The 18560-nt window shown below is 68.0% G+C and carries 19 protein-coding genes; 8 read left to right on the top strand and 11 right to left on the bottom strand.

Annotated elements, in window-relative coordinates:
- Positions 1 to 200 precede the first annotated feature (200 nt).
- From U5771_RS26780 to U5771_RS26770, 3 genes are read right to left on the bottom strand one after another with little or no spacing between them, the layout of a single operon-like run.
- Positions 201 to 581 (bottom strand): DsrE family protein, encoded by a 381-nt coding sequence (locus U5771_RS26780; protein WP_322026757.1) that lies wholly within the window; start codon positions 579 to 581, stop codon positions 201 to 203.
- A 9-nt stretch (positions 582 to 590) separates the two neighbouring features.
- Positions 591 to 1004 carry a DsrE/DsrF/TusD sulfur relay family protein gene (locus U5771_RS26775; protein WP_322026756.1) on the bottom strand — a complete coding sequence of 138 codons (414 nt, stop codon included), beginning with the start codon at positions 1002 to 1004 and terminating at the stop codon, positions 591 to 593.
- A 15-nt stretch (positions 1005 to 1019) separates the two neighbouring features.
- Entirely contained in the window at positions 1020 to 1346 is a 327-nt protein-coding gene (locus U5771_RS26770; protein ID WP_322026755.1) for a sulfur reduction protein DsrE, read from the bottom strand.
- Between the two features lie 394 nt (positions 1347 to 1740).
- Between U5771_RS26770 and U5771_RS26765 the strand changes: the two genes are divergently transcribed.
- The 4 genes from U5771_RS26765 (at position 1741) to U5771_RS26750 (ending at position 4414) form a co-directional block, all read left to right on the top strand.
- Positions 1741 to 2142 (top strand): DUF2946 domain-containing protein, encoded by a 402-nt coding sequence (locus tag U5771_RS26765; RefSeq protein ID WP_322026754.1) that lies wholly within the window; start codon positions 1741 to 1743, stop codon positions 2140 to 2142.
- Positions 2143 to 2247: 105 nt separating this feature from the next.
- Positions 2248 to 3180 carry a hypothetical protein gene (locus U5771_RS26760; protein WP_322026753.1) on the top strand — a complete coding sequence of 311 codons (933 nt, stop codon included), beginning with the start codon at positions 2248 to 2250 and terminating at the stop codon, positions 3178 to 3180.
- Complete coding sequence (locus tag U5771_RS26755) at positions 3180 to 3557, top strand: copper resistance protein CopC (protein WP_322026763.1); 378 nt, start codon at positions 3180 to 3182, stop codon at positions 3555 to 3557. Before U5771_RS26760 ends, U5771_RS26755 begins: the two co-directional genes overlap by 1 nt.
- A 221-nt stretch (positions 3558 to 3778) precedes the next feature.
- The gene (locus tag U5771_RS26750; RefSeq protein ID WP_322026752.1) at positions 3779 to 4414 is read left to right on the top strand and encodes an isochorismatase family cysteine hydrolase; all 636 of its coding nucleotides are present in this window, start codon (positions 3779 to 3781) and stop codon (positions 4412 to 4414) included.
- Positions 4415 to 4492: 78 nt separating this feature from the next.
- Here the strand turns inward: U5771_RS26750 and U5771_RS26745 are convergent, their stop codons facing one another.
- Both U5771_RS26745 and U5771_RS26740 read right to left on the bottom strand, forming a co-directional pair.
- The gene (locus U5771_RS26745; RefSeq protein ID WP_322026751.1) at positions 4493 to 5224 is read right to left on the bottom strand and encodes a ribonuclease T2; all 732 of its coding nucleotides are present in this window, start codon (positions 5222 to 5224) and stop codon (positions 4493 to 4495) included.
- Positions 5225 to 5573: 349 nt separating this feature from the next.
- Positions 5574 to 6977, bottom strand: a complete 1404-nt coding sequence (locus tag U5771_RS26740) for a DUF308 domain-containing protein (protein ID WP_322026750.1) — start codon at positions 6975 to 6977, stop codon at positions 5574 to 5576.
- A 373-nt stretch (positions 6978 to 7350) separates the two neighbouring features.
- On the opposite strand from U5771_RS26740, the gene U5771_RS26735 reads away from it, so the two are divergent.
- The 3 genes from U5771_RS26735 (at position 7351) to U5771_RS26725 (ending at position 9341) form a co-directional block, all read left to right on the top strand.
- Positions 7351 to 7998: a hypothetical protein gene (locus tag U5771_RS26735; protein ID WP_322026749.1), complete on the top strand. Its 648-nt coding sequence runs from the start codon at positions 7351 to 7353 to the stop codon at positions 7996 to 7998.
- 83 nt (positions 7999 to 8081) lie between these two features.
- Positions 8082 to 8651, top strand: a complete 570-nt coding sequence (locus U5771_RS26730) for a helix-turn-helix transcriptional regulator (RefSeq protein WP_322026748.1) — start codon at positions 8082 to 8084, stop codon at positions 8649 to 8651.
- A 108-nt stretch (positions 8652 to 8759) separates the two neighbouring features.
- Complete coding sequence (locus tag U5771_RS26725; protein WP_322026747.1) at positions 8760 to 9341, top strand: HD domain-containing protein; 582 nt, start codon at positions 8760 to 8762, stop codon at positions 9339 to 9341.
- A gap of 210 nt (positions 9342 to 9551) precedes the next feature.
- Here U5771_RS26725 and U5771_RS26720 read toward each other — a convergent pair whose 3' ends face one another.
- Positions 9552 to 11090, bottom strand: coding sequence for an MFS transporter (locus U5771_RS26720; RefSeq protein WP_322026746.1), 1539 nt, complete (start codon positions 11088 to 11090; stop codon positions 9552 to 9554).
- Between the two features lie 181 nt (positions 11091 to 11271).
- Here U5771_RS26720 and U5771_RS26715 point away from each other — a divergent pair, with 181 nt between their 5' ends.
- Positions 11272 to 12177 (top strand): LysR family transcriptional regulator, encoded by a 906-nt coding sequence (locus U5771_RS26715; protein WP_322026745.1) that lies wholly within the window; start codon positions 11272 to 11274, stop codon positions 12175 to 12177.
- Between the two features lie 67 nt (positions 12178 to 12244).
- On the opposite strand, the gene U5771_RS26710 is transcribed toward U5771_RS26715, so the two are convergent.
- The 5 genes from U5771_RS26710 to U5771_RS26690 all read right to left on the bottom strand — a co-directional run bounded on the left by U5771_RS26710 (position 12245) and on the right by U5771_RS26690 (position 18440).
- Positions 12245 to 13384: an enoyl-CoA hydratase/isomerase family protein gene (locus U5771_RS26710; RefSeq protein WP_322026744.1), complete on the bottom strand. Its 1140-nt coding sequence runs from the start codon at positions 13382 to 13384 to the stop codon at positions 12245 to 12247.
- On the bottom strand, positions 13381 to 14172 hold the full coding sequence (locus tag U5771_RS26705; RefSeq protein WP_322026743.1) for an enoyl-CoA hydratase: 792 nt from the start codon (positions 14170 to 14172) through the stop codon (positions 13381 to 13383). The genes U5771_RS26710 and U5771_RS26705 overlap by 4 nt, the downstream gene beginning before the upstream one ends.
- Positions 14169 to 15071, bottom strand: a complete 903-nt coding sequence (gene mmsB / locus U5771_RS26700; protein ID WP_322026742.1) for a 3-hydroxyisobutyrate dehydrogenase — start codon at positions 15069 to 15071, stop codon at positions 14169 to 14171. The genes U5771_RS26705 and mmsB overlap by 4 nt, the downstream gene beginning before the upstream one ends.
- A gap of 18 nt (positions 15072 to 15089) precedes the next feature.
- Positions 15090 to 16619, bottom strand: a complete 1530-nt coding sequence (locus U5771_RS26695) for a CoA-acylating methylmalonate-semialdehyde dehydrogenase (RefSeq protein ID WP_322026741.1) — start codon at positions 16617 to 16619, stop codon at positions 15090 to 15092.
- 114 nt (positions 16620 to 16733) lie between these two features.
- Positions 16734 to 18440, bottom strand: a complete 1707-nt coding sequence (locus U5771_RS26690) for an AMP-binding protein (protein WP_322026740.1) — start codon at positions 18438 to 18440, stop codon at positions 16734 to 16736.
- Positions 18441 to 18560: the final 120 nt, after the last annotated feature.

Here is an 18560-nt window from a genome sequence, read left to right as displayed (position 1 = left end):
GCCACTGCACCTCGCCGCGCGCCGACCGTCGCGTATGACGCTTCAGAGCCTCCTGCCCGATCGCGCGAACGCTTCAGCCAGAAACCCGACCATGCGGGAGCAATACCCCCGGAAGCAAGCAAAGCCTCCGCTCGTCGCCCCCGCAACGGTCGCGAGCCGCACCCAACGATTCGCCCCTGTCAACCGAACGCGTTACATCGTCACCAGTGCCAGACCTGATCGAATCGGTCGAACAGGGCCGGCATTTCGGCACGCGCGAGCGGCGTCAGGTCGCCGATGACATTTTCCTGCGACAGCCCGCAGTCGCGCATGTCCTCGGTGACCACATACACGGCAATGCCGGCGCCGATCATCTTCTCCAGATCCTTATCCAGCGCCGGCGGATGGGCCTGCCGGCGCGCGCCGAAAGCGAGGCCGCCGGCATCCTGCCCGCGGACCGCGTAGTTCACGGCGCTCCCGCACAGCAACAGGCTGATGTCCGCGCCGGCGTTCTTCAGCACATGGTTCAGCCACAGAATGGTGTCATCCTGTTCTTCCAGGGTAGCCCGGTACGCTGTTTCAACAATGCTCAGGACTTTCATGGCGAGCTCCTATTTCGTCGGGATGACCAGCACGGCGTCGCTCTGGGTCGCGGACTCGAGAAAATCCTTCGGACTGCCTCGACGGGGACCCTCGATCCAGTCGCCTGCGCCACGTTCGTCCACACATAGGCCGCAGTTGATCCAGTCGAGCTTGACACCCTGCTCGCCAGCGAGTTGAAACAGGGCTGCGATCCAGTCCCGGGTCACGGGGTGATCCTCTTCCTCCACGGATGTGCCCTTGACGGGGTTGGCATGCGGAGCTTGCGCCTTCATGGTCAGATTGACCGCACCTTCGTAGGCGAACACCGTGACGTCGTGCCCCCGACGCAGTGCCGCATCCACGATGCGCAGCGCGGTGGTGCTCGCGGCCTTCTCATACGGGGGATCCATCAACGCCAGGGTCAGTTTCTTACCGGTAGCCATCATGTTCTCCTTGCGTCAATGCCAAATGGCCTTCGTCCCAGCCACCAAAAGAAGATCCACGAGTTGACCGATGTCCGCCTTCTGGACGCCCTCCGCCAGCCCTTCGATCGCCCGTTCGCGCAGGGAGAATTCGTCGGCAAGGACGGTGATGCCGCTGCGCGTCAGATCCGCGTATCGCTCACTGAATTTCGCCCCCGGGCGGATGGAAAGCACACCGTTCTGAACCAGGAACAGTGTGACCGTGTTGCCCCTCTCGCGTACGCCCCTGAGCAATTCATCGACGCGCTGGGGATCCCCGCCGCCAAATGGATCGCGCGATTCCACGAACAGGTAATTTGCCATGTCAGACTCCTGCCGGCCTCCGGCCCGAAACTACGCTCCCCCCGATGTGTTGCCGTGATGTCGCGCCGGTTGTAGGTAACGGGCACGGACTCGCCGCGCGACGCGTGGGTCGCGGGCACAGTTCATGAGTTGGGTATAGCAGAACGGATAAACAGTCCAAATAACCACGCGTCATAAGCACGCAGCTTTTCCGGAGCGCCGAGATTGATACGGGCCGAGGCGCGGCCGTTCGCCGGCACGCGGCCCGCAGTAGCCGGTTGCGTGCCGCAAAAGCGGACACCGGGCGATTGCCCGGACAGTGGCGAAACACCTCCCGGCACCTACGCACAAGTAGGGAGCTTGCCCATCCGGACCGGCCCGCGCCGATGCCATAATCCCGCCAACGCACCGGCCGATGTGCGATCCCGCCAAGGTCATGTCAGCGCTATTTCGCCGGAAGATAGGCAGCATCCTCGGATTGCTTGCAATCCTGATGGCGACGCTCGCGCCAACGGTGTCGCAAAGCCTTTCGTCCGAGCGCGAATTCGACGCGGTATCCGGCGCGTTCTGTACCACGCAGAACGCTTCGGATATGGCGGGCCCCGATCACGCATCGTTGCCCGTGAAGGCGGGCCACTGGCAGGCATGCGCGTATTGCGGACTGCTTGCCGATTTGCCGGCGTTGCTGGGCGGGACGTCCGGATTCGTGCCGACGGATTGGGCCGCCCATCCCGCGCCGGCACCGCTGTTCCAGACGCCCCACCACGCTTTCCCGTTCACCGCGGCACAGCCGCGCGCGCCTCCGCTTTCATCCTGATCGAGTCAGCCAGGCGGCGATGCCGGTGTCATGGCATCGCCGCATTCTCGCGCGCCCTTCGACGGGCCGCGAGTACTGCAACGCGACTTCCAATAGGGGTGAACCATGCTCACCAAACCTGCACGCGGCACGCTGCCGCCGCTGACGGCGTTCGTCGTTTCCGCCGCCATCGCCGTCCCGCTACTCTTCCCGTCACTTGCACTCGCACACGCCATCGCCGGCAGCCGCGTCTTTCCGGCGACCATGGCGGTCGACGATCCGGGCGTCGGGGATGAGCTCAACCTGGAATTCGGCCACCTGAAGTCCGACTCGGATGACGGCGAAAACCAGAACACCAATACGACGTCGCTCGAATGGGACAAGCTGATCACACCGAGTTTCGCGCTCTCCGTATTGGCGACCTATGTGAACGTCAATGCCCCGAACGAGGGCTCGGCGAACGGCTTCGACAACGTCCAGATCGGCGTCAAGTACCGCTTCTACGTGAACGAAGCGCACGAGTTCATGGCGTCGGTCGGCGCCACCGCGGAGCTCGGCGGCACGGGGGCGAGCGCGATCGCCAACCCGCACTCGGCGATCACACCGACGCTCTATTTCGGCAAGGGATTCGGCGACCTGCCGGACAGCCTGAAGTACCTGAAACCGTTGGCGGTGACCGGGACGGTCGGCCCGCGCGTCACGATGAACAGCGCCGATCCCGATGCCCTGAGCTGGGGTGTCACGGTGCAATACAGCCTGCCCTATCTACAGCATGTCGTGCAGGATGTCGGGCTCAAGGCGCCGTTCAGCAACCTGATCCCGGTGGTCGAATTCCCGATGAGCACCTGCACCGGCGGCCCCTGTTCGGGGCATACCACCGGCACCATCAATCCGGGCATACTCTGGCTCAACCGTTGGGGGCAGTTCGGCGTCGAAGCGCAAGTCCCGATCAATCACGCCAGCGGAACGGGCGTGGGCATCCTGTTGCAGGCGCACCTCTATCTCGATGACGTGCTGCCCCACTCCGTCGGCAAGCCGCTTTTCGGCAAAGGGGAATGATGATGCGCCCATTCAACCGGCTTCATCCCGGTGCGCGCGCGGCGGCCATCGCAACGGGCGTGCTGATCGCGTCGACGGCATTCGCCCATGTGTTCCCGCAGCGGCAATCGCCGTCGGCGGGCGCGGAAGTGGCCGCGCCCGCGAGCGTGACGATTACCTTCGACGGGCCGCTCGAACCCGCGTTCAGCTCGCTGAGCGTCAGCAATGCGACGGGCACGCAGATGAACACCGCACGCGCGGAAGTCGATCCGAACGACAGGCAGTCGATCCACGTGGCATTACCGCCGCTGCCTGCCGGCGCATACTTGGTGCACTGGGTGGCAGTCGCGGCGGACGGCCACCGCACGCACGGCGACTATGCGTTCAAGGTGAAGTAACGCGCCGCGAAGCACGGCCGGTGATCGGCCGCTTTCCGGCGCGCCGGCCAAGCGACCGTCCGGGCCGGCGCCGATCGTCGAAGTCGGCGCGGCGTCAGCCTGGCCTGCGCTGCAGGGAGCACATCCCGGTTCATGTTGCCGTTGTGCCGGCAGATTGACGACGTATACGAAGCAGTCGATTTTCTTAATACACCGAAGTGACTCATGGGAGAGCATCAGTCATGCAACCGGAACACGCGTCAGATCTCGCAACGACTCACCACGCAGGCACGGACAGCGGCACGCACGCGCCGATTCCGCCGCTCGTGCCGGCGCAAACCGCGCTGGTCGTGATGCACTACCAGACCGACATCCTCGGCCTCTTTCCGTCGGTCGCGCCCACCCTGCTCGCCAACACGCGCAAGCTGTGCGATGCGGCGCGGGCCGGCGGCGTCCACGTCTGTTTCGCGAATCTCCGCTTCAGCCCCGGCTATCCGGAAGTCAGCCCGCGCAACAAGAACGGGCAAGGGATCAAGCAGCTCGGCCTGTTCGTCGACGATGGCCTTTGCCCCGAGCTCGGGCGGCTCGACGGCGAGCCGTTGACGATCGCGCATCGCGCGAGCGTGTTCTTCCGCACCGACCTGCAGGCGCGGCTCATCGCGCGGGGGATCGATACGCTGATCCTGGTCGGGATTGCGTCGACCGGCGTCGTGCTGTCGTCGGTTGCGCACGCCAGCGACGCGGATTTCCGGCTGTATACGGTGAAGGACTGCTGCTACGACCCGGATCCGGTCGTGCACGAGCATCTGTTCGCGACGGCGTTCGAGACGCGCACGACGGTGCTGTCGCTCGCGGACGCGCTGCGCCTGCTCGCGTAGACGCGCAACGCCCCGCAGCGCCGGCTCGAACGCTTCCGGCCGGCGCATTCCGCGTGACTGCCAACGTGACTGCGCGCGTTACTTCGCGATATACACGCCCGACGTCGGGCACGTCCCCTGCGTATTCCCGTCCGTCACGAGCGACGCCGCGCTCGGGAATTGCGCGGTCGCATTCGTCTTGACCGCGATCCACGCTTCCGTGAAATAGCTGACGCCGTTGGTCTTCGTGCACTTCAGCGACACCGCACTGCGCGTATTGCTGCCGAACGCGCCTTCGAACGCGGACAGCAGCTGGTTACGCGTCACCGTCTTGCCCGCGTTCGCCTGCAGGAACGCGTTGAACGACGTGTTGCCGAGCCGGCTGACCATGCCGGCCGCCTGGTTCCAGTACGCATCCGGCGATGCCGAATTCGAGCAGGTGCCGTGCTTGAACCATTCGTGCTTGTCGAGGCACGACGCCACGCCCGGCATGTAGGTCGACAGCGTGTTGCGGGTCGCGGTGCTGACCGGATACGCATCCATGCTGCACCACTGGTGCGCGTTGTCGAGATCGACGTCGCTCTGCGGCACGCCGCAGTAGAACGGCTGGTTGCCGTCGTACTTGTTCGGCCACAGGCCGTGCAGCGACAGGCTCGTCGCCGCGTACGTGCCGGCGAGGTTCGTACACTCCGGCGTGTCGTGCGACGCGCAGAAGCCGGGCTCCCACGAAGCCGCGAGCAACAGGTAGTCGTAGCTGGTCTGCGCGACGGCGTGCAGCGAGGCGGATGCGACGGCGAGTGCGGCCGCGGCGCGGGCGAGCGTCTTGAGCATGGCGTTTCCTCGGAAAAGGCTTGTGGTCGCGGGATGCGCCGCAAGATTGTCGAATGTCTGCCCGCGATTGTTGCCGGCACAACGTTGCATCAGTATGAAGGTGGACGAAGGAATTCGTAGTCGAATGCCGAGCCGGTGACGACTGGTACCGGTACCGACGCTTGCCTTCCGCCGCACGCGACACCGGCCTGCCCCACCCTCGAACGGAGCATCCCGACGGGAATCAGGATGCGGCATGCGCGCGTGGGGTTGATCATGGTTCGTGAAGCAGCTTCGGATGGCGGGCCGCGGCGCCGGACCGCCCGGCGGCGGCCGCTGTCGCGCCGGGCCCTCGTCCGGCGCCACACGATTACTTCACCGACGCGGCGTCCGATCCACCCGGCGCCAGCGCCGCGCTGTCCTGCTCGCGCCACGCGCGGCGCGACGCCATGATCGCCTGCACGGCCGAGCGCGCGACCTTCCACCATGCGAACGGCCGCGGATCGGCGAGCATGCTGAGCGCTCGCGCATAGTCGAGCGTGAGCCCGGGCGTCCAGGCCATCGTCACCGCACGCTTGCGGATCTGCGCGGCGACCCACAGCTCGGGCGTGAGCAGCAGCCGGACGAATGCGCCCCACCCGGCCCGCGTGCCCTTGAGCCGCCATACCGCGCCGTCGAGCGCGGCTTCGAGCGCGTTCGACACGGTGCTCGAGCAGTTGCGGTGCGTGAGGTTGTACGTAACGGTCTGCCGGTACGACGACCAGAACGCGTCCAGCTTCGCCGGATCGTAGTTGCGGATCCGCACGCGCATGGTCGACGGACACCACGCCTTCGACTCGGTCGCATAGTCGGGCTGGAACAGGCCCGGCACGTCGTTCTCGCGCGTCGCACGCAGAATCCGCGTGAATTCGTCCGGAGAACGATCGATCTCGACGGCCGGATAGAGGCTGATGTAGATGCCCTCGGGCGACTCCAGCGCCGCATGGCCGGTCGAGATCACGCCGTTGACGTCCACCGCGGCGATGTAGCGGTCGATCACCGGATAGCGCTGGGCTTCGGCCTTCGACGTGCCGGTCGGCGTCCACACGTGCACGGTCAGCGCACGCTCGTGGTCGGCCGGCGGGCCGTCCCATTCGGATTGCGTGAAGCGCGGGATGTCGGATGCTGCGTCGATGTCGGGCACGATCGCCGGCGCCGGCGACGTGACGAACGCGGGGTTGCGCGTCAGCCGCCGCACGCGCGCGGCGAGGCTCAGCATGTGCATCCCGCCGAACATCAGCAGCAGGCCGAGACAGTACGGCACGGTGCCCGCATAGTGGGTCGGATACGGCTGATAGAAGAAGATCGCGAGCAGGATCTCGACGACACCCCACGCGAACGCGACGTGCCAGCGCCGGTAACGCACCATCCACGCGGACGTGCACTGCAGCAGCCCGTCGACGAGGAACAGCGTGCCGAAGATCATCGACAGCAGGAAGTGGCCGTGATGATGGCCCGCGAACACGAGCGCGGCGGCCACCACGACCACGATGCCCTTCACGTAGCGCAGGATGCGCTGCCCGCCGACGCCGCTGCCGGCCACCGCGAGCGTCGCGAGCCCCTCGATCAGGAACAGCCACGCGAACAGCTCGATCGGAAAATGCAGCGCACCGTCGAGCGCGTCGACGAAGATGGCGACGCCCGCGACGACCCACAGCCAGCCCAGCACGGTCAGCCCGCGCCAGCGCGTTCGCAGATATTCGATGCCCAGCAACAGCAAGACCAGTCGTACCATCGCGCCCTCGTATTGTTTTTTCGGGAGACGCGATGGCCACGCGTCTCCTGTCGTGCCGACCGCGCATCGTGCGATGCGGAAGTCGGAAGGCGGCAATGCTGACCGGCGCGTCATGTGTCGACATGACCCATGGCGGCCGGCGCGCGCCGCTCTGGCCGAATAATAAGATATGAAGGTGCCGGTTGAAAGCCTGGCGAAAACATTGCCGGCACGGCGCTCTGAGCCCCTGGCGCCCGGCCCGACCGCAGAATCTCGCAGGCAGGCCGCCCGCTGCCGCGGCAGAGATCCCGTTCGACAACGTGCGCCGGATACGCGAGAATCGCCGCTCCGAGGGCGAAAGCCATCTCAAACCGTCACAACGGAACAACAATAAATGCCCATCTCGATCACGCGCCGGCGCCTGCTGGCCGCCAGTTTGGCTGCGGCCTGCCTTCCTCTGTCCGGCTGTTTCACGCCGAAGCTGTACAAGGACAGCGACTACCACGAACAGGTGTCCGGGTTCATGATCACCGAAGACGGCAATAGGCTCGTCGTCCTCGGCGCGGATTACCACTACATCTTCGATCTGCCGGCCTCGCTCCGGCCCGTGCTGCTGTCCCGCTACCGGAAGGCGCTGCACACCGCGTTCGCCGGCTTTCACGCGAGCGGCAGCAGCGTGACCGGCCACTACCGGATCGTGCTGCCGAAGGAAGCATCGGCGGACGATCAACAGGCCGCGACCGCGGACGGCTTCACCGCCGCGCAGGCCGGTCTCGTGCTCGAAGGCGACATCGTCGGCAAGCGCTACTCGACCGACGGCTTCACTGCCAAGGGCAAGGTCAACGACAAGACGGCACAAGCCTTCAACGAGCGGTACACCGTGTACATCACGGAATCGCCGTCCGCGGTCGGCATGGGCTTGCGGATCCTCGCGACGCCGGTCACGGTCGCCGCCGACGGCGTGCTCGTGCTGGGCGGCATCGTGCTCGTGCCGATCGCGTTCGTTGCAATCCAGGCGAACGGCGGCCTGCGGATCATGTAACGGCCGCCGCGGACGGCGACGGTCGCGCACCCGGCCCGCGCTCGCAAACCGCTCGCAACCCGAACGCAAACCGGAGCATCGCCATGACGACCTCGCCGCTTCACACCCCGCTTCACACCCCGCCGCTCGGCCCGCAGCTGAAGCGCTGGCGCGCGCTGCACCGCGTGAAGCAGAGCCATGCGGCCGAGCTGTTCGGCGTCGCGCAATCGACGATCTCGCGTTGGGAAGCCGGCATCCAGCAGATGTCGCCCGACGAGCGCGCGACGGCCGAGCGACTGCTTGCCGCGCGACTCGATTCGGCCGGCGACCGCGCGCTCGCGCGGCTGATCGCGAGCAGCACGGCCCGCATGCATCTCGTGTGCGATCTCACGCACCGTCTGCTCGCGTGCTCGCCGTCGCGCGCGGCCGAGTTTTTGCGACCGCTGCCGACGCTGCTCGGCACGTCGCTGTGGCGCTACGCGTCGCCGGAGATCGTTCGCATGGAAGCCGCGCTCGATCCGCTCGGCTGGCACGATCGCGCGGGGCCGCCGAGCGTCGAATTCGCGACCGGCGCCAATGCGTCGCGCGTCGTGCCGATCCGCGGCAGCACCTGCCGGTGGACGCGAATGACGCTGTCGGACGGTTCCGCCGCGCGGCTCGTCGAAACCCTGTAGCACGCGCGCCAGTCGCCGGGCACGCACGCGGCCCGCATATTTCATGCGTGGACGCAGCGCGGCCGCACGGCGTACGCTTGACGGCTCGATTCAAGCACTCCCCTCGCCATGAACCTCGATACGATCCACGCGCGGCTCGATTTCCTGCGCGAAGCCGAACGCCTGAAAGACGTGCTGCGCAGCGGCCATACGTCGGCCGGGCGCGCCGAAAGCACGGCCGAACACAGCTGGCGGCTGTGCCTGATGGCGCTCGTGTTCGCCGACGCATTGCCCGACGTCGACACGACGAAGCTGCTGAAACTGTGCGTCATCCACGATCTCGGCGAAGCGCTGCACGGCGACATCCCCGCGATCGAGCAGGCCGCGCATCCGGACAAGAGCACGCATGAACGCGACGACCTGCTGACGCTGACGGCCGGCCTCGATCGTGCGATGCGCGACGAGATCGTCGCACTGTGGGACGAATACGAGGCGGCAGCATCACCGGAAGCGCGCGCCGCGAAGGCACTCGACAAGCTCGAGACGATCCTGCAGCACAACCAGGGCAGCAATCCGCCCGACTTCGACTACGCGTTCAATCTCGGCTACGGCCGGCGCTACACCGACGCGGCGCCGCTGTTCGGCGCGATCCGCGCGATCGTCGACGCGGACACGCAACGCAGGATCGACGCACGCGGCGACGGCGTGTAAGTGCACGTAAGCGCACGTAAGCGCACGTAAGCGCGTAACCGGCCGCCCCCGACACCGCGTGCGGCGATCGCACAAGATGTTCACGCACCTGAACCTGAACGAACGGGGATCGACGCGATGCCCGCGCTCGACGAGAAACGCAACCGGCCGATGATGGCGACCGTAGCCGCGCAGCGGTAACGACGCATCACGCCGTGCGCGGCGCACGCGTCATTCGCACACCGTCGCCCGGCGCCGCGCCGGCGCGAACGCCACCGCGCTTGCTGTCGCGAGCATGGCCACACCCACCGCGCCGTACACCATCACCCAGCCGAACCCGTGCACCAGCGCCGCGTGCAGCGCCGTGCCGGCCGGGTCGGCATTGGCGAGTGCCGGCGCGAGCGCCTGCAGCCCGTCGGTGCGGCCCGACGCGATCTCCTGCGCCAGCGTGCGCAGCGCCTCCGCATCGACCGCTCCCGCGACGCCGGCCTTCAGGCTCGCGACGATCCCCGCGACCAGCACGAAGCCCATCGCCGCGATGTTCAGCGCGAGCGAGATCATCCGCGCGCTCATGTCGATGCCCGACGCCATCCCGGCCCGCGCGCTCGGCACCGCGCCCGTCGTCGTGTTCGTGACCGGCGTATTGGTGAGCCCGAGCCCGATGCCGGCGATCACGCAGCCGGGCAGCATCGTGAGCCAGCTCGCGTGCTCGACGCCGCTGCCGATCCGCATCAGTGCGAAGCCGGCCGCGATCGTGAACAGGCCGCCCGGAATCACGACGCCCGGCCCGTAGCGCAGCGCGAGCCGCTCGCCGAATGGCGGCACCACCAGCGTCGGCAGCGTGTACGCGAGCAGCGCGAGGCCGGCCGTCACGCTGTCGTAACCGAGCGCGACCTGGAACCAGATCGGCAGGTAGATCATGAACGGCCAGAAGCTGAAGTTCATCCCCATCGAGCCGAAGATCGCGCCGGTGAACGCGCGAATCCGGAACACGGAGAAGTCGAACATCGGCCGCGCGCTCACGCGCTCCGCGACGACGAAGCCGGCCAGCGCGAGCACGGTCGCGCCGAGCACGCCGAGGCTCGCCGCGCTCGTGAGCCCCAACGCCGCGCTCTGCGTGATGGTGAACGCAAGACCGAACACCGCGAGCGACAGCGTGACGATGCCCGCGACGTCGAGCGTGCCCGCATGCGGATCGCGCGACTCCCGCACCGCGCCGCCGATCAGCACGAGCGCGACGGCCGCGAGCGGCGCATGCACGAGGAACACCCACGGCCAGCTCGCCGTCGCGACGATCGCGCCGCCGACGATCGGCCCGAAGCCGAGACCGATCCCGAACACGATGCCCCAGATCCCGAACGCGCGGCCGCGCTCGCGCCCTTCGCGGAACTGGTGCGACAGCACCGCGATCTGGCAGATCAGCATCGCGCCGCCGCTCGCGCCCTGCAGCAGCCGGCCCGCGACCAGCACCGGCACGTTCGGCGCGAGCCCGCACAGCAGCGAGGTCGCGCCGAACAGCACGGTGCCGATCACGTACACGCGCTTGCGGCCGAACCGGTCGGCGAGCGTGCCGGCCGCCATCAGCACCGTCGTGCACGCGATCGTGTACGCGTTCATGATCCACTGCATGCCGTTGAAGTCGCCGTGCAGCACGCGTTCGAGCGTCGGCAGGATCACCGGCACGCTCGAGATCTCGAGGCCGAACATCAGCGACGTGAGACAGACGGCCGCGAGCGCGACCGCATTCCTGCGGGAGTCGGATAGGGTCATGCGTATTGCGCGACGGCCCGCGACAGGCCGCGCGCCTCCAGGTGAGAAGGATGCGCCGCGTGCGGCCGGCGACGCACGCTGGACGGGAATCGGTACTATAGTGAGAATTTCCCTCCCCATTGGCGCGGCCATTTCGCCAGACTGGGGAACTACGGGAAGCAATCAATCAACCCATCCCGCCATGACCGACAGACTCGACGGCGTGACGACCTTCGTCCAGGTCGTGGAATCCGGCAGCTTCGCGCTCGCCGCGGAACGGCTCGACATGACGCGCTCGGCGGTCGGCAAGGCGATCGCGCGGCTCGAGAAGCGGCTCGGCGCGCGGCTGCTGCAACGCACGACCCGCAGCCAGAGCCTGACCGACGACGGCCAGGCGTACTACGACCGCTGCGTGCGCGCGCTGGCGGAGCTGGAAGCGGCCGAAGCCGATCTCGATTGCGGCCGCAACGAAGCGCGCGGCAAGCTGCGGCTGAGCGTGCCGCTCGCGTTCGGGCATCACTGCGTGACGCCGATCGTGCTCGATCTCGCGCGCACCTATCCGCACCTGCGGATCGACGTGTCGATCACCGACCGTTTCGTCGACCTGGTCGAGGAAGGGATCGATCTCGCGGTGCGCATCGGCCCGCTGGCGGACAGCACGAGCCTCGCGGTGCGGCGGCTCGGCACGCAATACGGGAGCCTCGGCGCGGCGCCGTCGTATCTCGCGCGCTACGGCATGCCGCAATCGCTCGACGACCTGAAGCACCACCGGACCATCGCGTACTCACGCTCGGGCGTCGCGCAGCCGTGGGACCTGCGCGCGCCGGACGGCTCGACGGTGCGTGTCGACATGCAGCACCAGCTCAGTTTCGACGACGTGCAGGCGATCGCGGCGGCCGGCGCCTCGGGGTTCGGGATCGCGTGGCTGCCGAGCTGGCTGCTCGATCATTACGTGAAGCGCGGCGAGATGGCCGTCGTGCTCGACCGCTGCTTCGTGTGCGAAGGCGACATTCACGCGATCTGGCCGAAAACGCGCTACCTGCCGCGCAAGACGCGCTGCGTGATCGACGCGCTCGTGCAAGCGGTGCCGCCGATGATCGAGCGCTGAGCGCCCACGAAAGGAAGGGAAATGCGGTGAAACCGACGCGCCGCACGGGCGCGTCGGTTTCGCGTCGTCACGCCGCGCCGAGATCGGCGAGCGGATGCGCGAACAGCTTCCACGGCGACGTCAGGAAATGCCGCACGCGCTCGGCGCGCAGCTCGACGAGCGATGCCGGGGCCCAGCGCGGCTTGCGATCCTTGTCGACGAGATGCGCACGCACGCCTTCGCGGAAGTCGCCTTCCTCGATCGCTCGCGCCACGATGCCGAGCTCCATCCGGAACGACTCGGCCAGCGTCATCTGACGGCCGCGCAGCAGCGCTTCGCGCGTCACGCACAGCATCGTCGGCGAATGGCCGGCGAGTGCATCGAGGGTCGCCTGCAGCCATTGACGGTGCTCGCGCGACAGCTCGTCACGCGCGAGTTCCTGCTTCAGCGTCGCGACGATCCGCTCGACGGTCGAGCGCTTGTCGAAGTGGCGGACGATCCACGCCATCTGGCTGTCGAGCGCCGCGTGCGGCACGACGTTGCACGGCGGCTCGAACACCTTGCGCAGCGCCGACAGCACGTCGCCGTCCCACTTGACGCTCTCGATGCGCGTCTCGAACGTATCGAGCCACGACGACGGCACGCACAGGTCCGCGAGCTTCGCGCTCAGCGCATCGGCGCCCGACAGCATCGCCCCCGTCAGCCCCACGTACAGCTCGAGCTCGACCGGCATGCGCGACAGGAAATGCGTCGCGCCGACGTCGGGCACGAGGCCGATGCGCGTCTCGGGCATCGCGATCTTGCTGCGCTCGGTCGCGACGCGCAGCGCCGCGCCTTGCGCGAGCCCCATCCCGCCGCCCATCGTCACGCCGTCCATCAGCGCGACGATCGGTTTCGGAAACGTGTGGATCGCGTAGTCGAGGCGGTATTCGTCGACGAAGAACGGCAGCCAGGTCTCGCGCTGCGCCACCATCCTGTACAGCGCGCGCACGTCGCCGCCCGCGCAGAAGCCCTTCTCGCCCGCGCCGCGCAGCACGACCGCGACGATCTGGTCGTCGGTGCGGCAGCGCTCGAGGCACGCGGCCAGCTCGCCGATCATCGGATAGGACAACGCATTGAGCGCGGCCGGCCGGTTCAGCGTAATGAGCGCCACGCGGTTCACCACACGGAACAGCACCTCCGGCGCCGGTTGCGCGAAGCTGTCATGAGTCGTCACCGGCGTGCTCATCGTTGCGGCTCTCCATCGGTATGCCATTGCGGCGCGCGCTTGCCGAGGAACGCGGCCACGCCTTCGCGCGGATCGTTGGTGTCGAACAGGTCGACGAAGCGCTCGCGCTCGACCGCGAGCGCGGCGCCGCGCGGCACGCCGCGCCGCGCGAGGCCGATCAGTTCCTTGCTGTAGGCGACCGCGTGCGGGCTCTGCCGCGCGACGTTGCGTGCGAGCGCCAGCGCCGCATCGCGGGCCGCGCCGCTTTCGACCACGTCCTCGACGAGGCCGATCCTGAGCGCCGTCGCCGCGTCGACGCGCGTGCCGGCCAGGATGATCTTCTTCGCCCAGCCTTCGCCGACGAGCCAGGGCAGCGTCTGCGTGCCGAGCCCGCACGGCAGCAGGCCGACCGACGGTTCGGGCAGCGCCATCTGCGCGTGCGTCTCGGCGATCCGCAGGTCGCACGCGAGCGCGCATTCGAGGCCGCCGCCCATCGCATAGCCGTTGATCGCCGCGATCGTCACGACGCGCGCGTCATGCAGCGCCTCGAACGCCGCGCCGAAGCGCGCGGCCATCGCGCGCGCGACCGCGCGGTCGCCGTCGGCGAACGTGTTCAGGTCGGCGCCCGCGCTGAAGAACTTCGGGCCGTCGCCGGTGATCACCAGCGCGCGCACGCGCGGGTTCGCATTCAGTTCGGCGACGGTCGCCTGCAGTTGCCGCAGCCCGTCGGCGGTAAAGGCGTTCGCGGGCGGACGCTTGAGCGTCGCGCACGCGATCGCGCCGTCGTCGACGTAGTCCAGTTCGATCATGAGGCGTCCTTCTTCGTGGCCGGTTGGTACAGGCGGATCACCGCCGAGAAATCGAGTTGCCCGTCGCCGCGGCTGCTCATCGCCTGGTACAGCTGCTGCGCGAGCGCGCCGAGATAGACCGGCTGGCGCGCCTGCTTCGCGGCGTCGTTCGCGAGGCCGAGATCCTTCAGCATCAGGTCGGTGCCGAAGCCGCCGCTGTAGCCGCGCGACGACGGCGCGGTGTCGATCACGCCCGGATACGGGTTGTAGGTGTCCGAGCTCCAGCAGCGGCCCGTCGACGTGTTGACGATGCCGGCCAGCACCTTCGGGTCGATGCCGAGCGCGACGCCGAGCGACATCGCCTCCGATACGGCCGCCATCGAGATGCCGAGCACGAGGTTGTTGCAGACCTTCGCGACCTGCCCCATCCCCGTCGGCCCGCAGTGGACGATGTTCTTGCCCATGCCGGCGAGCACGGGCTTCACGCGCTCGAAATCCGCGTCGCTGCCGCCGACCATGAAGGTCAGCGTGCCGGCCGCCGCGCCGCCGGTGCCGCCCGACACGGGCGCATCGACGAACGCGCCGCCGTGCTCGCGCACGAGCGCGCCGAACGCCTGCGCGCTCGCCGGGTCGATCGTGCTCGAATCGATCACGGTCGCGCCGGCGCCGAGGCCGGCCAGCACGCCGTTCTCGCCGGCGAGCACCGAGCGCACGTGCGGCGCGGCCGGCAGCATCGTGATCACGAAGGTCGCACCCGACGCCGCGTCGCGCGGCGAGCCGGCCACCTGCGCGCCGGCGTCCTGCAGCGCGCGCAATGCATCGGCGCTCAGGTCGAACGCATGCACTTCATGGCCGGCCTTCAGGAGGTTCAGCGCCATCGGCGCACCCATGTGGCCCAGTCCGATAAAACCGATCTTCATGATTGTGTCCTCCGCGGCTCAATGCAGCCGGATCGTCGTGTTCACCGGGCCGGCCGTCGCATCGTCGTCGAACCAGCGCGCGGTGACCGTCTTGGTCTGCGTATAGAACTGCACGACCTGCTTGCCGTACGGGCCGAGATCGCCGAGCTTCGAGCCGCGCGAGCCGGTGAAGCTGAAGAACGGCACCGGCACCGGGATCGGGATGTTGATGCCGACCTGGCCGACGTCGATCTCGCTCTGGAACTTGCGCGCGGCCGCGCCGCTCTGCGTGAAGATGCCCACGCCGTTGCCCATCGGGTTCGCGTTGACGAGCGCGATCGCTTCGTCGAGCGTGTCGACTTCCATCACGACCAGCACCGGCCCGAAGATTTCATGCGTATAGACCGTCATGTCGGGCTTCACGCCCGAGAAGATCGTCGGCCCGATGAAGTTGCCTTCCTCGAAGCCGGCGACCGTCACGTCGCGGCCGTCGAGCTCGAGCTTCGCGCCTTCCTTGGTGCCGGCGTCGATCAGCGACAGGATGCGCGCCTTCGCACCGCGCGACACGACCGGCCCGACGTCGGTGCCCGCTTCCGAGCCCGCATTGACCTTCAGCGCCTTCGCCTTCGCGACGATGTCCGGCAGCCAGTCGCGCGCGCTACCGACGAGCACCGCGACGGAGGTCGCCATGCAGCGCTGGCCCGCCGCGCCGAAACCGGCGCCGACCAGCGCGTTGATCGACTGCTCGCGGTTCGCGTCGGGCAGCACGACCGCGTGGTTCTTCGCGCCCATCATCGACTGCACGCGCTTGCCGTGCTGGCTGCCGAGGTTGTACACGTGCGTGCCGACGGCCGTCGAGCCGACGAACGAGATCGCCTTCACGAGCGGATGCGTGCAGATCGCGTCGACGACTTCCTTGCCGCCGTGCACGACGTTCAGCACGCCCTTCGGCACACCGGCCTCGACGGCCAGTTCGACGAGCTGCATCGTCGACATCGGGTCCTGCTCGGACGGCTTCAGCACGAACGTGTTGCCGCACACGATCGCCATCGGGAACATCCACAGCGGGATCATCGCGGGGAAGTTGAACGGCGTGATGCCCGCGCACACGCCGAGCGGCTGGCGCAGCGTGTAGGTGTCGACGCCGCCCGCGACGTTCTCCGCGAACTCGCCGAGCTGCAGCGTGCCGACCGAGCACGCGTGCTCGACCACTTCGAGACCGCGGAAGATGTCGCCTTCGGCGTCGGGCAGCGTCTTGCCCTGCTCGGCCGTCAGCGTCTTCGCGATGCGCTGCTGGTTCGCGCGCACCAGATCCTGGAATTTCAGCATGATGCGCATGCGCGCGGCGATCGGCGTGTTCTTCCACGTCGCATACGCGGCCTGCGCGGCCTGCACGGCCGCGTCGACTTCCGCGACGGTCGCGAACGGCACGCGCGCGAGGACCTGCTGCGTCGCCGGGTTGACGATGTCGCGCCACTCGCTGGTGGTCGACTCGACGAAGGCGCCGTCGATCAGCAGCTTGACCGTCGGCACGTCTTGCCCCGCCTGGGGCGTCGGATTCGCGTTCATCAGTGCACTCTCCTTGCAGTGGGCCGCGTGGCGTCATGCAACGCGCGGCCGGTTCGGTTCCGTCAGGTTGCGGGCGGCGCACCGCGGCATGCGGCGCGCGCGGCCCGCGGCCGGTCATTTCAGTTCCGCGGCGAAATCCTCTTCCCAGTATTCGCCGGGCATCCGCGTGCTCGCGTCGTCGCCGCGCTCGATCTCGCGGCGGCGCAGCTCGACGCGGCGGATCTTCCCCGAGATGGTTTTCGGCAGCTCCGCGAACTGCAGGCGGCGGATGCGCTTGTACGGCGCGAGCTTCTCGCGCGAGAAGCGGAAGATCTCCAGCGCGAGCGCGGGGCTTTCCTCGTAGCCCTGGCGCAGCGTGATGAAGGTCTTGGGCACCGACAGCCGCACCGGGTCCGGGCTCGGCACGACGGCCGCTTCCGCGATCGCCGGATGCTCGATCAGCACGCTCTCGAGTTCGAACGGGCTCAGCCGGTAGTCGGACGACTTGAACACGTCGTCCGCGCGGCCGATGTACACGTAGTAGCCGTCGTCGCCGCGCATCGCGATGTCCGACGTGCGGTAATGGCCGTCGCGCATCGCGTGGGCCGTCGCGTCGGGATTGTTCGCATAGCCGGTCATCAGACCGACCGGGCGCGTCACGCCGGCGCCGATCGGCAATGCGACCTCGCCTTCGCCGACGGGCGCGCCGTCCGGGTCGAGCAGCGCGATCCGGTAGCCCGGCAGCGGCCGCCCCATCGAGCCCGCGACGACCGGCTGGCCCGGCGTGTTGCCGATCAGGCAGGTCGTCTCGGTCTGGCCGTAGCCGTCGCGAATCGTGATGCCCCACGCCTTCTTCACGCGCTCGATGATCTCGGGATTCAGCGGCTCGCCCGCGCCGACGATCTCGCGCAGCTTCACGTCGAACGACGCGAGCGGCTGCTGAACGAGCATGCGCCACACCGTCGGCGGCGCGCACAGCGTGGTCACCTGGTATTTGACGAGCGCATCGAGCACGACCTTCGGCTCGAAGCGCGCGTAGTTGAACGCGAACACGCACGCCTGCGCATTCCACGGCGCGAAGAAGCAGCTCCACGCATGCTTCGCCCAGCCCGGCGAGCTGATGTTCCAGTGGATGTCGCCCGGCTGCAGGCCGACCCAGTACATCGTCGACAGGTGCCCGACTGGATAGGTGCGGTGCGTATGCTCGACGAGCTTCGGCTTCGACGTCGTGCCCGACGTGAAGTACAGCAGCATCGGATCGCTCGCGTGCGTGACGGCGTCCGGCTCGAACGCGGCGCTCGCCGCGTAGCCGTCGTTCATCGCGAGCCAGCCCGCGCGCGGCGCGCCGGCGACGATTTTCTGCTTGAGGCCGAGCTCGGCCTGTTCGAATTTCGCGGTTTCGTTCTCGTCGACGATCGCGTATTTCGCGCCGCCGATCTGCACGCGATCGCGCACGTCGTCGGCCGACAGCTGCGTGGTCGCGGGCAACACGATCGCGCCGAGCTTCATCGCGGCGAGCATCGCGTCCCACAGCTCGACGCGGTTCGGCAGCATCAGCAGGATCCGGTCGCCGCGCACGACGCCGATGCCGCGCAGCCAGTTCGCGATCCGCGACGAGCGCTCGGACATCTGCGCGAACGAATACGGGTCGCCTGTCCCGGTTGCCGCGTCGACGATCCACAGCGCGGGCTGGTCGTTGCCGCGCGCCATCGGGTCGAAGTAGTCGAGCGCCCAGTTGAACGCATCGAGCACCGGCCATTCGAAATCGCGGCAAGCGGTTTCGTAGTCGGTGCGATGGCGCAGCAGAAAGTCGCGTGCGTCCAGGAATGCCTGTACCGTCATCGTGTCGTCTCCTGTCGACCCACGTTGGCGCTTTAGCGCTTACGTGGGTCCCATGCCTTGCGCGGTCGACCCGCGTTAGCGTTTTGGCGCTTACGTGGGTCCCATGCCTTGCGCGGTCGA

This window comes from Burkholderia sp. BCC1977 (assembly GCF_905339595.1).
Classification (GTDB): Bacteria; Pseudomonadota; Gammaproteobacteria; order Burkholderiales; family Burkholderiaceae; genus Burkholderia.
Note: the sequence above shows the minus strand (reverse complement) of the source record. Positions and strands in the feature narration are given on the sequence as shown.

Coding starts and splice junctions, on each gene's coding strand:
- U5771_RS26765 (WP_322026754.1), top strand. CDS start 1,741: ATGTGCGATCCCGCCAAGGTCATGTCAGCGCTATTTCGCCGGAAGATA.
- U5771_RS26710 (WP_322026744.1), bottom strand. CDS start 13,384: ATGAGCACGCCGGTGACGACTCATGACAGCTTCGCGCAACCGGCGCCG.
- U5771_RS26730 (WP_322026748.1), top strand. CDS start 8,082: ATGACGACCTCGCCGCTTCACACCCCGCTTCACACCCCGCCGCTCGGC.
- U5771_RS26755 (WP_322026763.1), top strand. CDS start 3,180: ATGATGCGCCCATTCAACCGGCTTCATCCCGGTGCGCGCGCGGCGGCC.
- mmsB (WP_322026742.1), bottom strand. CDS start 15,071: ATGAAGATCGGTTTTATCGGACTGGGCCACATGGGTGCGCCGATGGCG.
- U5771_RS26760 (WP_322026753.1), top strand. CDS start 2,248: ATGCTCACCAAACCTGCACGCGGCACGCTGCCGCCGCTGACGGCGTTC.
- U5771_RS26770 (WP_322026755.1), bottom strand. CDS start 1,346: ATGGCAAATTACCTGTTCGTGGAATCGCGCGATCCATTTGGCGGCGGG.
- U5771_RS26690 (WP_322026740.1), bottom strand. CDS start 18,440: ATGACGGTACAGGCATTCCTGGACGCACGCGACTTTCTGCTGCGCCAT.
- U5771_RS26695 (WP_322026741.1), bottom strand. CDS start 16,619: ATGAACGCGAATCCGACGCCCCAGGCGGGGCAAGACGTGCCGACGGTC.
- U5771_RS26735 (WP_322026749.1), top strand. CDS start 7,351: ATGCCCATCTCGATCACGCGCCGGCGCCTGCTGGCCGCCAGTTTGGCT.
- U5771_RS26720 (WP_322026746.1), bottom strand. CDS start 11,090: ATGACCCTATCCGACTCCCGCAGGAATGCGGTCGCGCTCGCGGCCGTC.
- U5771_RS26725 (WP_322026747.1), top strand. CDS start 8,760: ATGAACCTCGATACGATCCACGCGCGGCTCGATTTCCTGCGCGAAGCC.
- U5771_RS26740 (WP_322026750.1), bottom strand. CDS start 6,977: ATGGTACGACTGGTCTTGCTGTTGCTGGGCATCGAATATCTGCGAACG.
- U5771_RS26775 (WP_322026756.1), bottom strand. CDS start 1,004: ATGGCTACCGGTAAGAAACTGACCCTGGCGTTGATGGATCCCCCGTAT.
- U5771_RS26745 (WP_322026751.1), bottom strand. CDS start 5,224: ATGCTCAAGACGCTCGCCCGCGCCGCGGCCGCACTCGCCGTCGCATCC.
- U5771_RS26705 (WP_322026743.1), bottom strand. CDS start 14,172: ATGATCGAACTGGACTACGTCGACGACGGCGCGATCGCGTGCGCGACG.
- U5771_RS26780 (WP_322026757.1), bottom strand. CDS start 581: ATGAAAGTCCTGAGCATTGTTGAAACAGCGTACCGGGCTACCCTGGAA.
- U5771_RS26750 (WP_322026752.1), top strand. CDS start 3,779: ATGCAACCGGAACACGCGTCAGATCTCGCAACGACTCACCACGCAGGC.
- U5771_RS26715 (WP_322026745.1), top strand. CDS start 11,272: ATGACCGACAGACTCGACGGCGTGACGACCTTCGTCCAGGTCGTGGAA.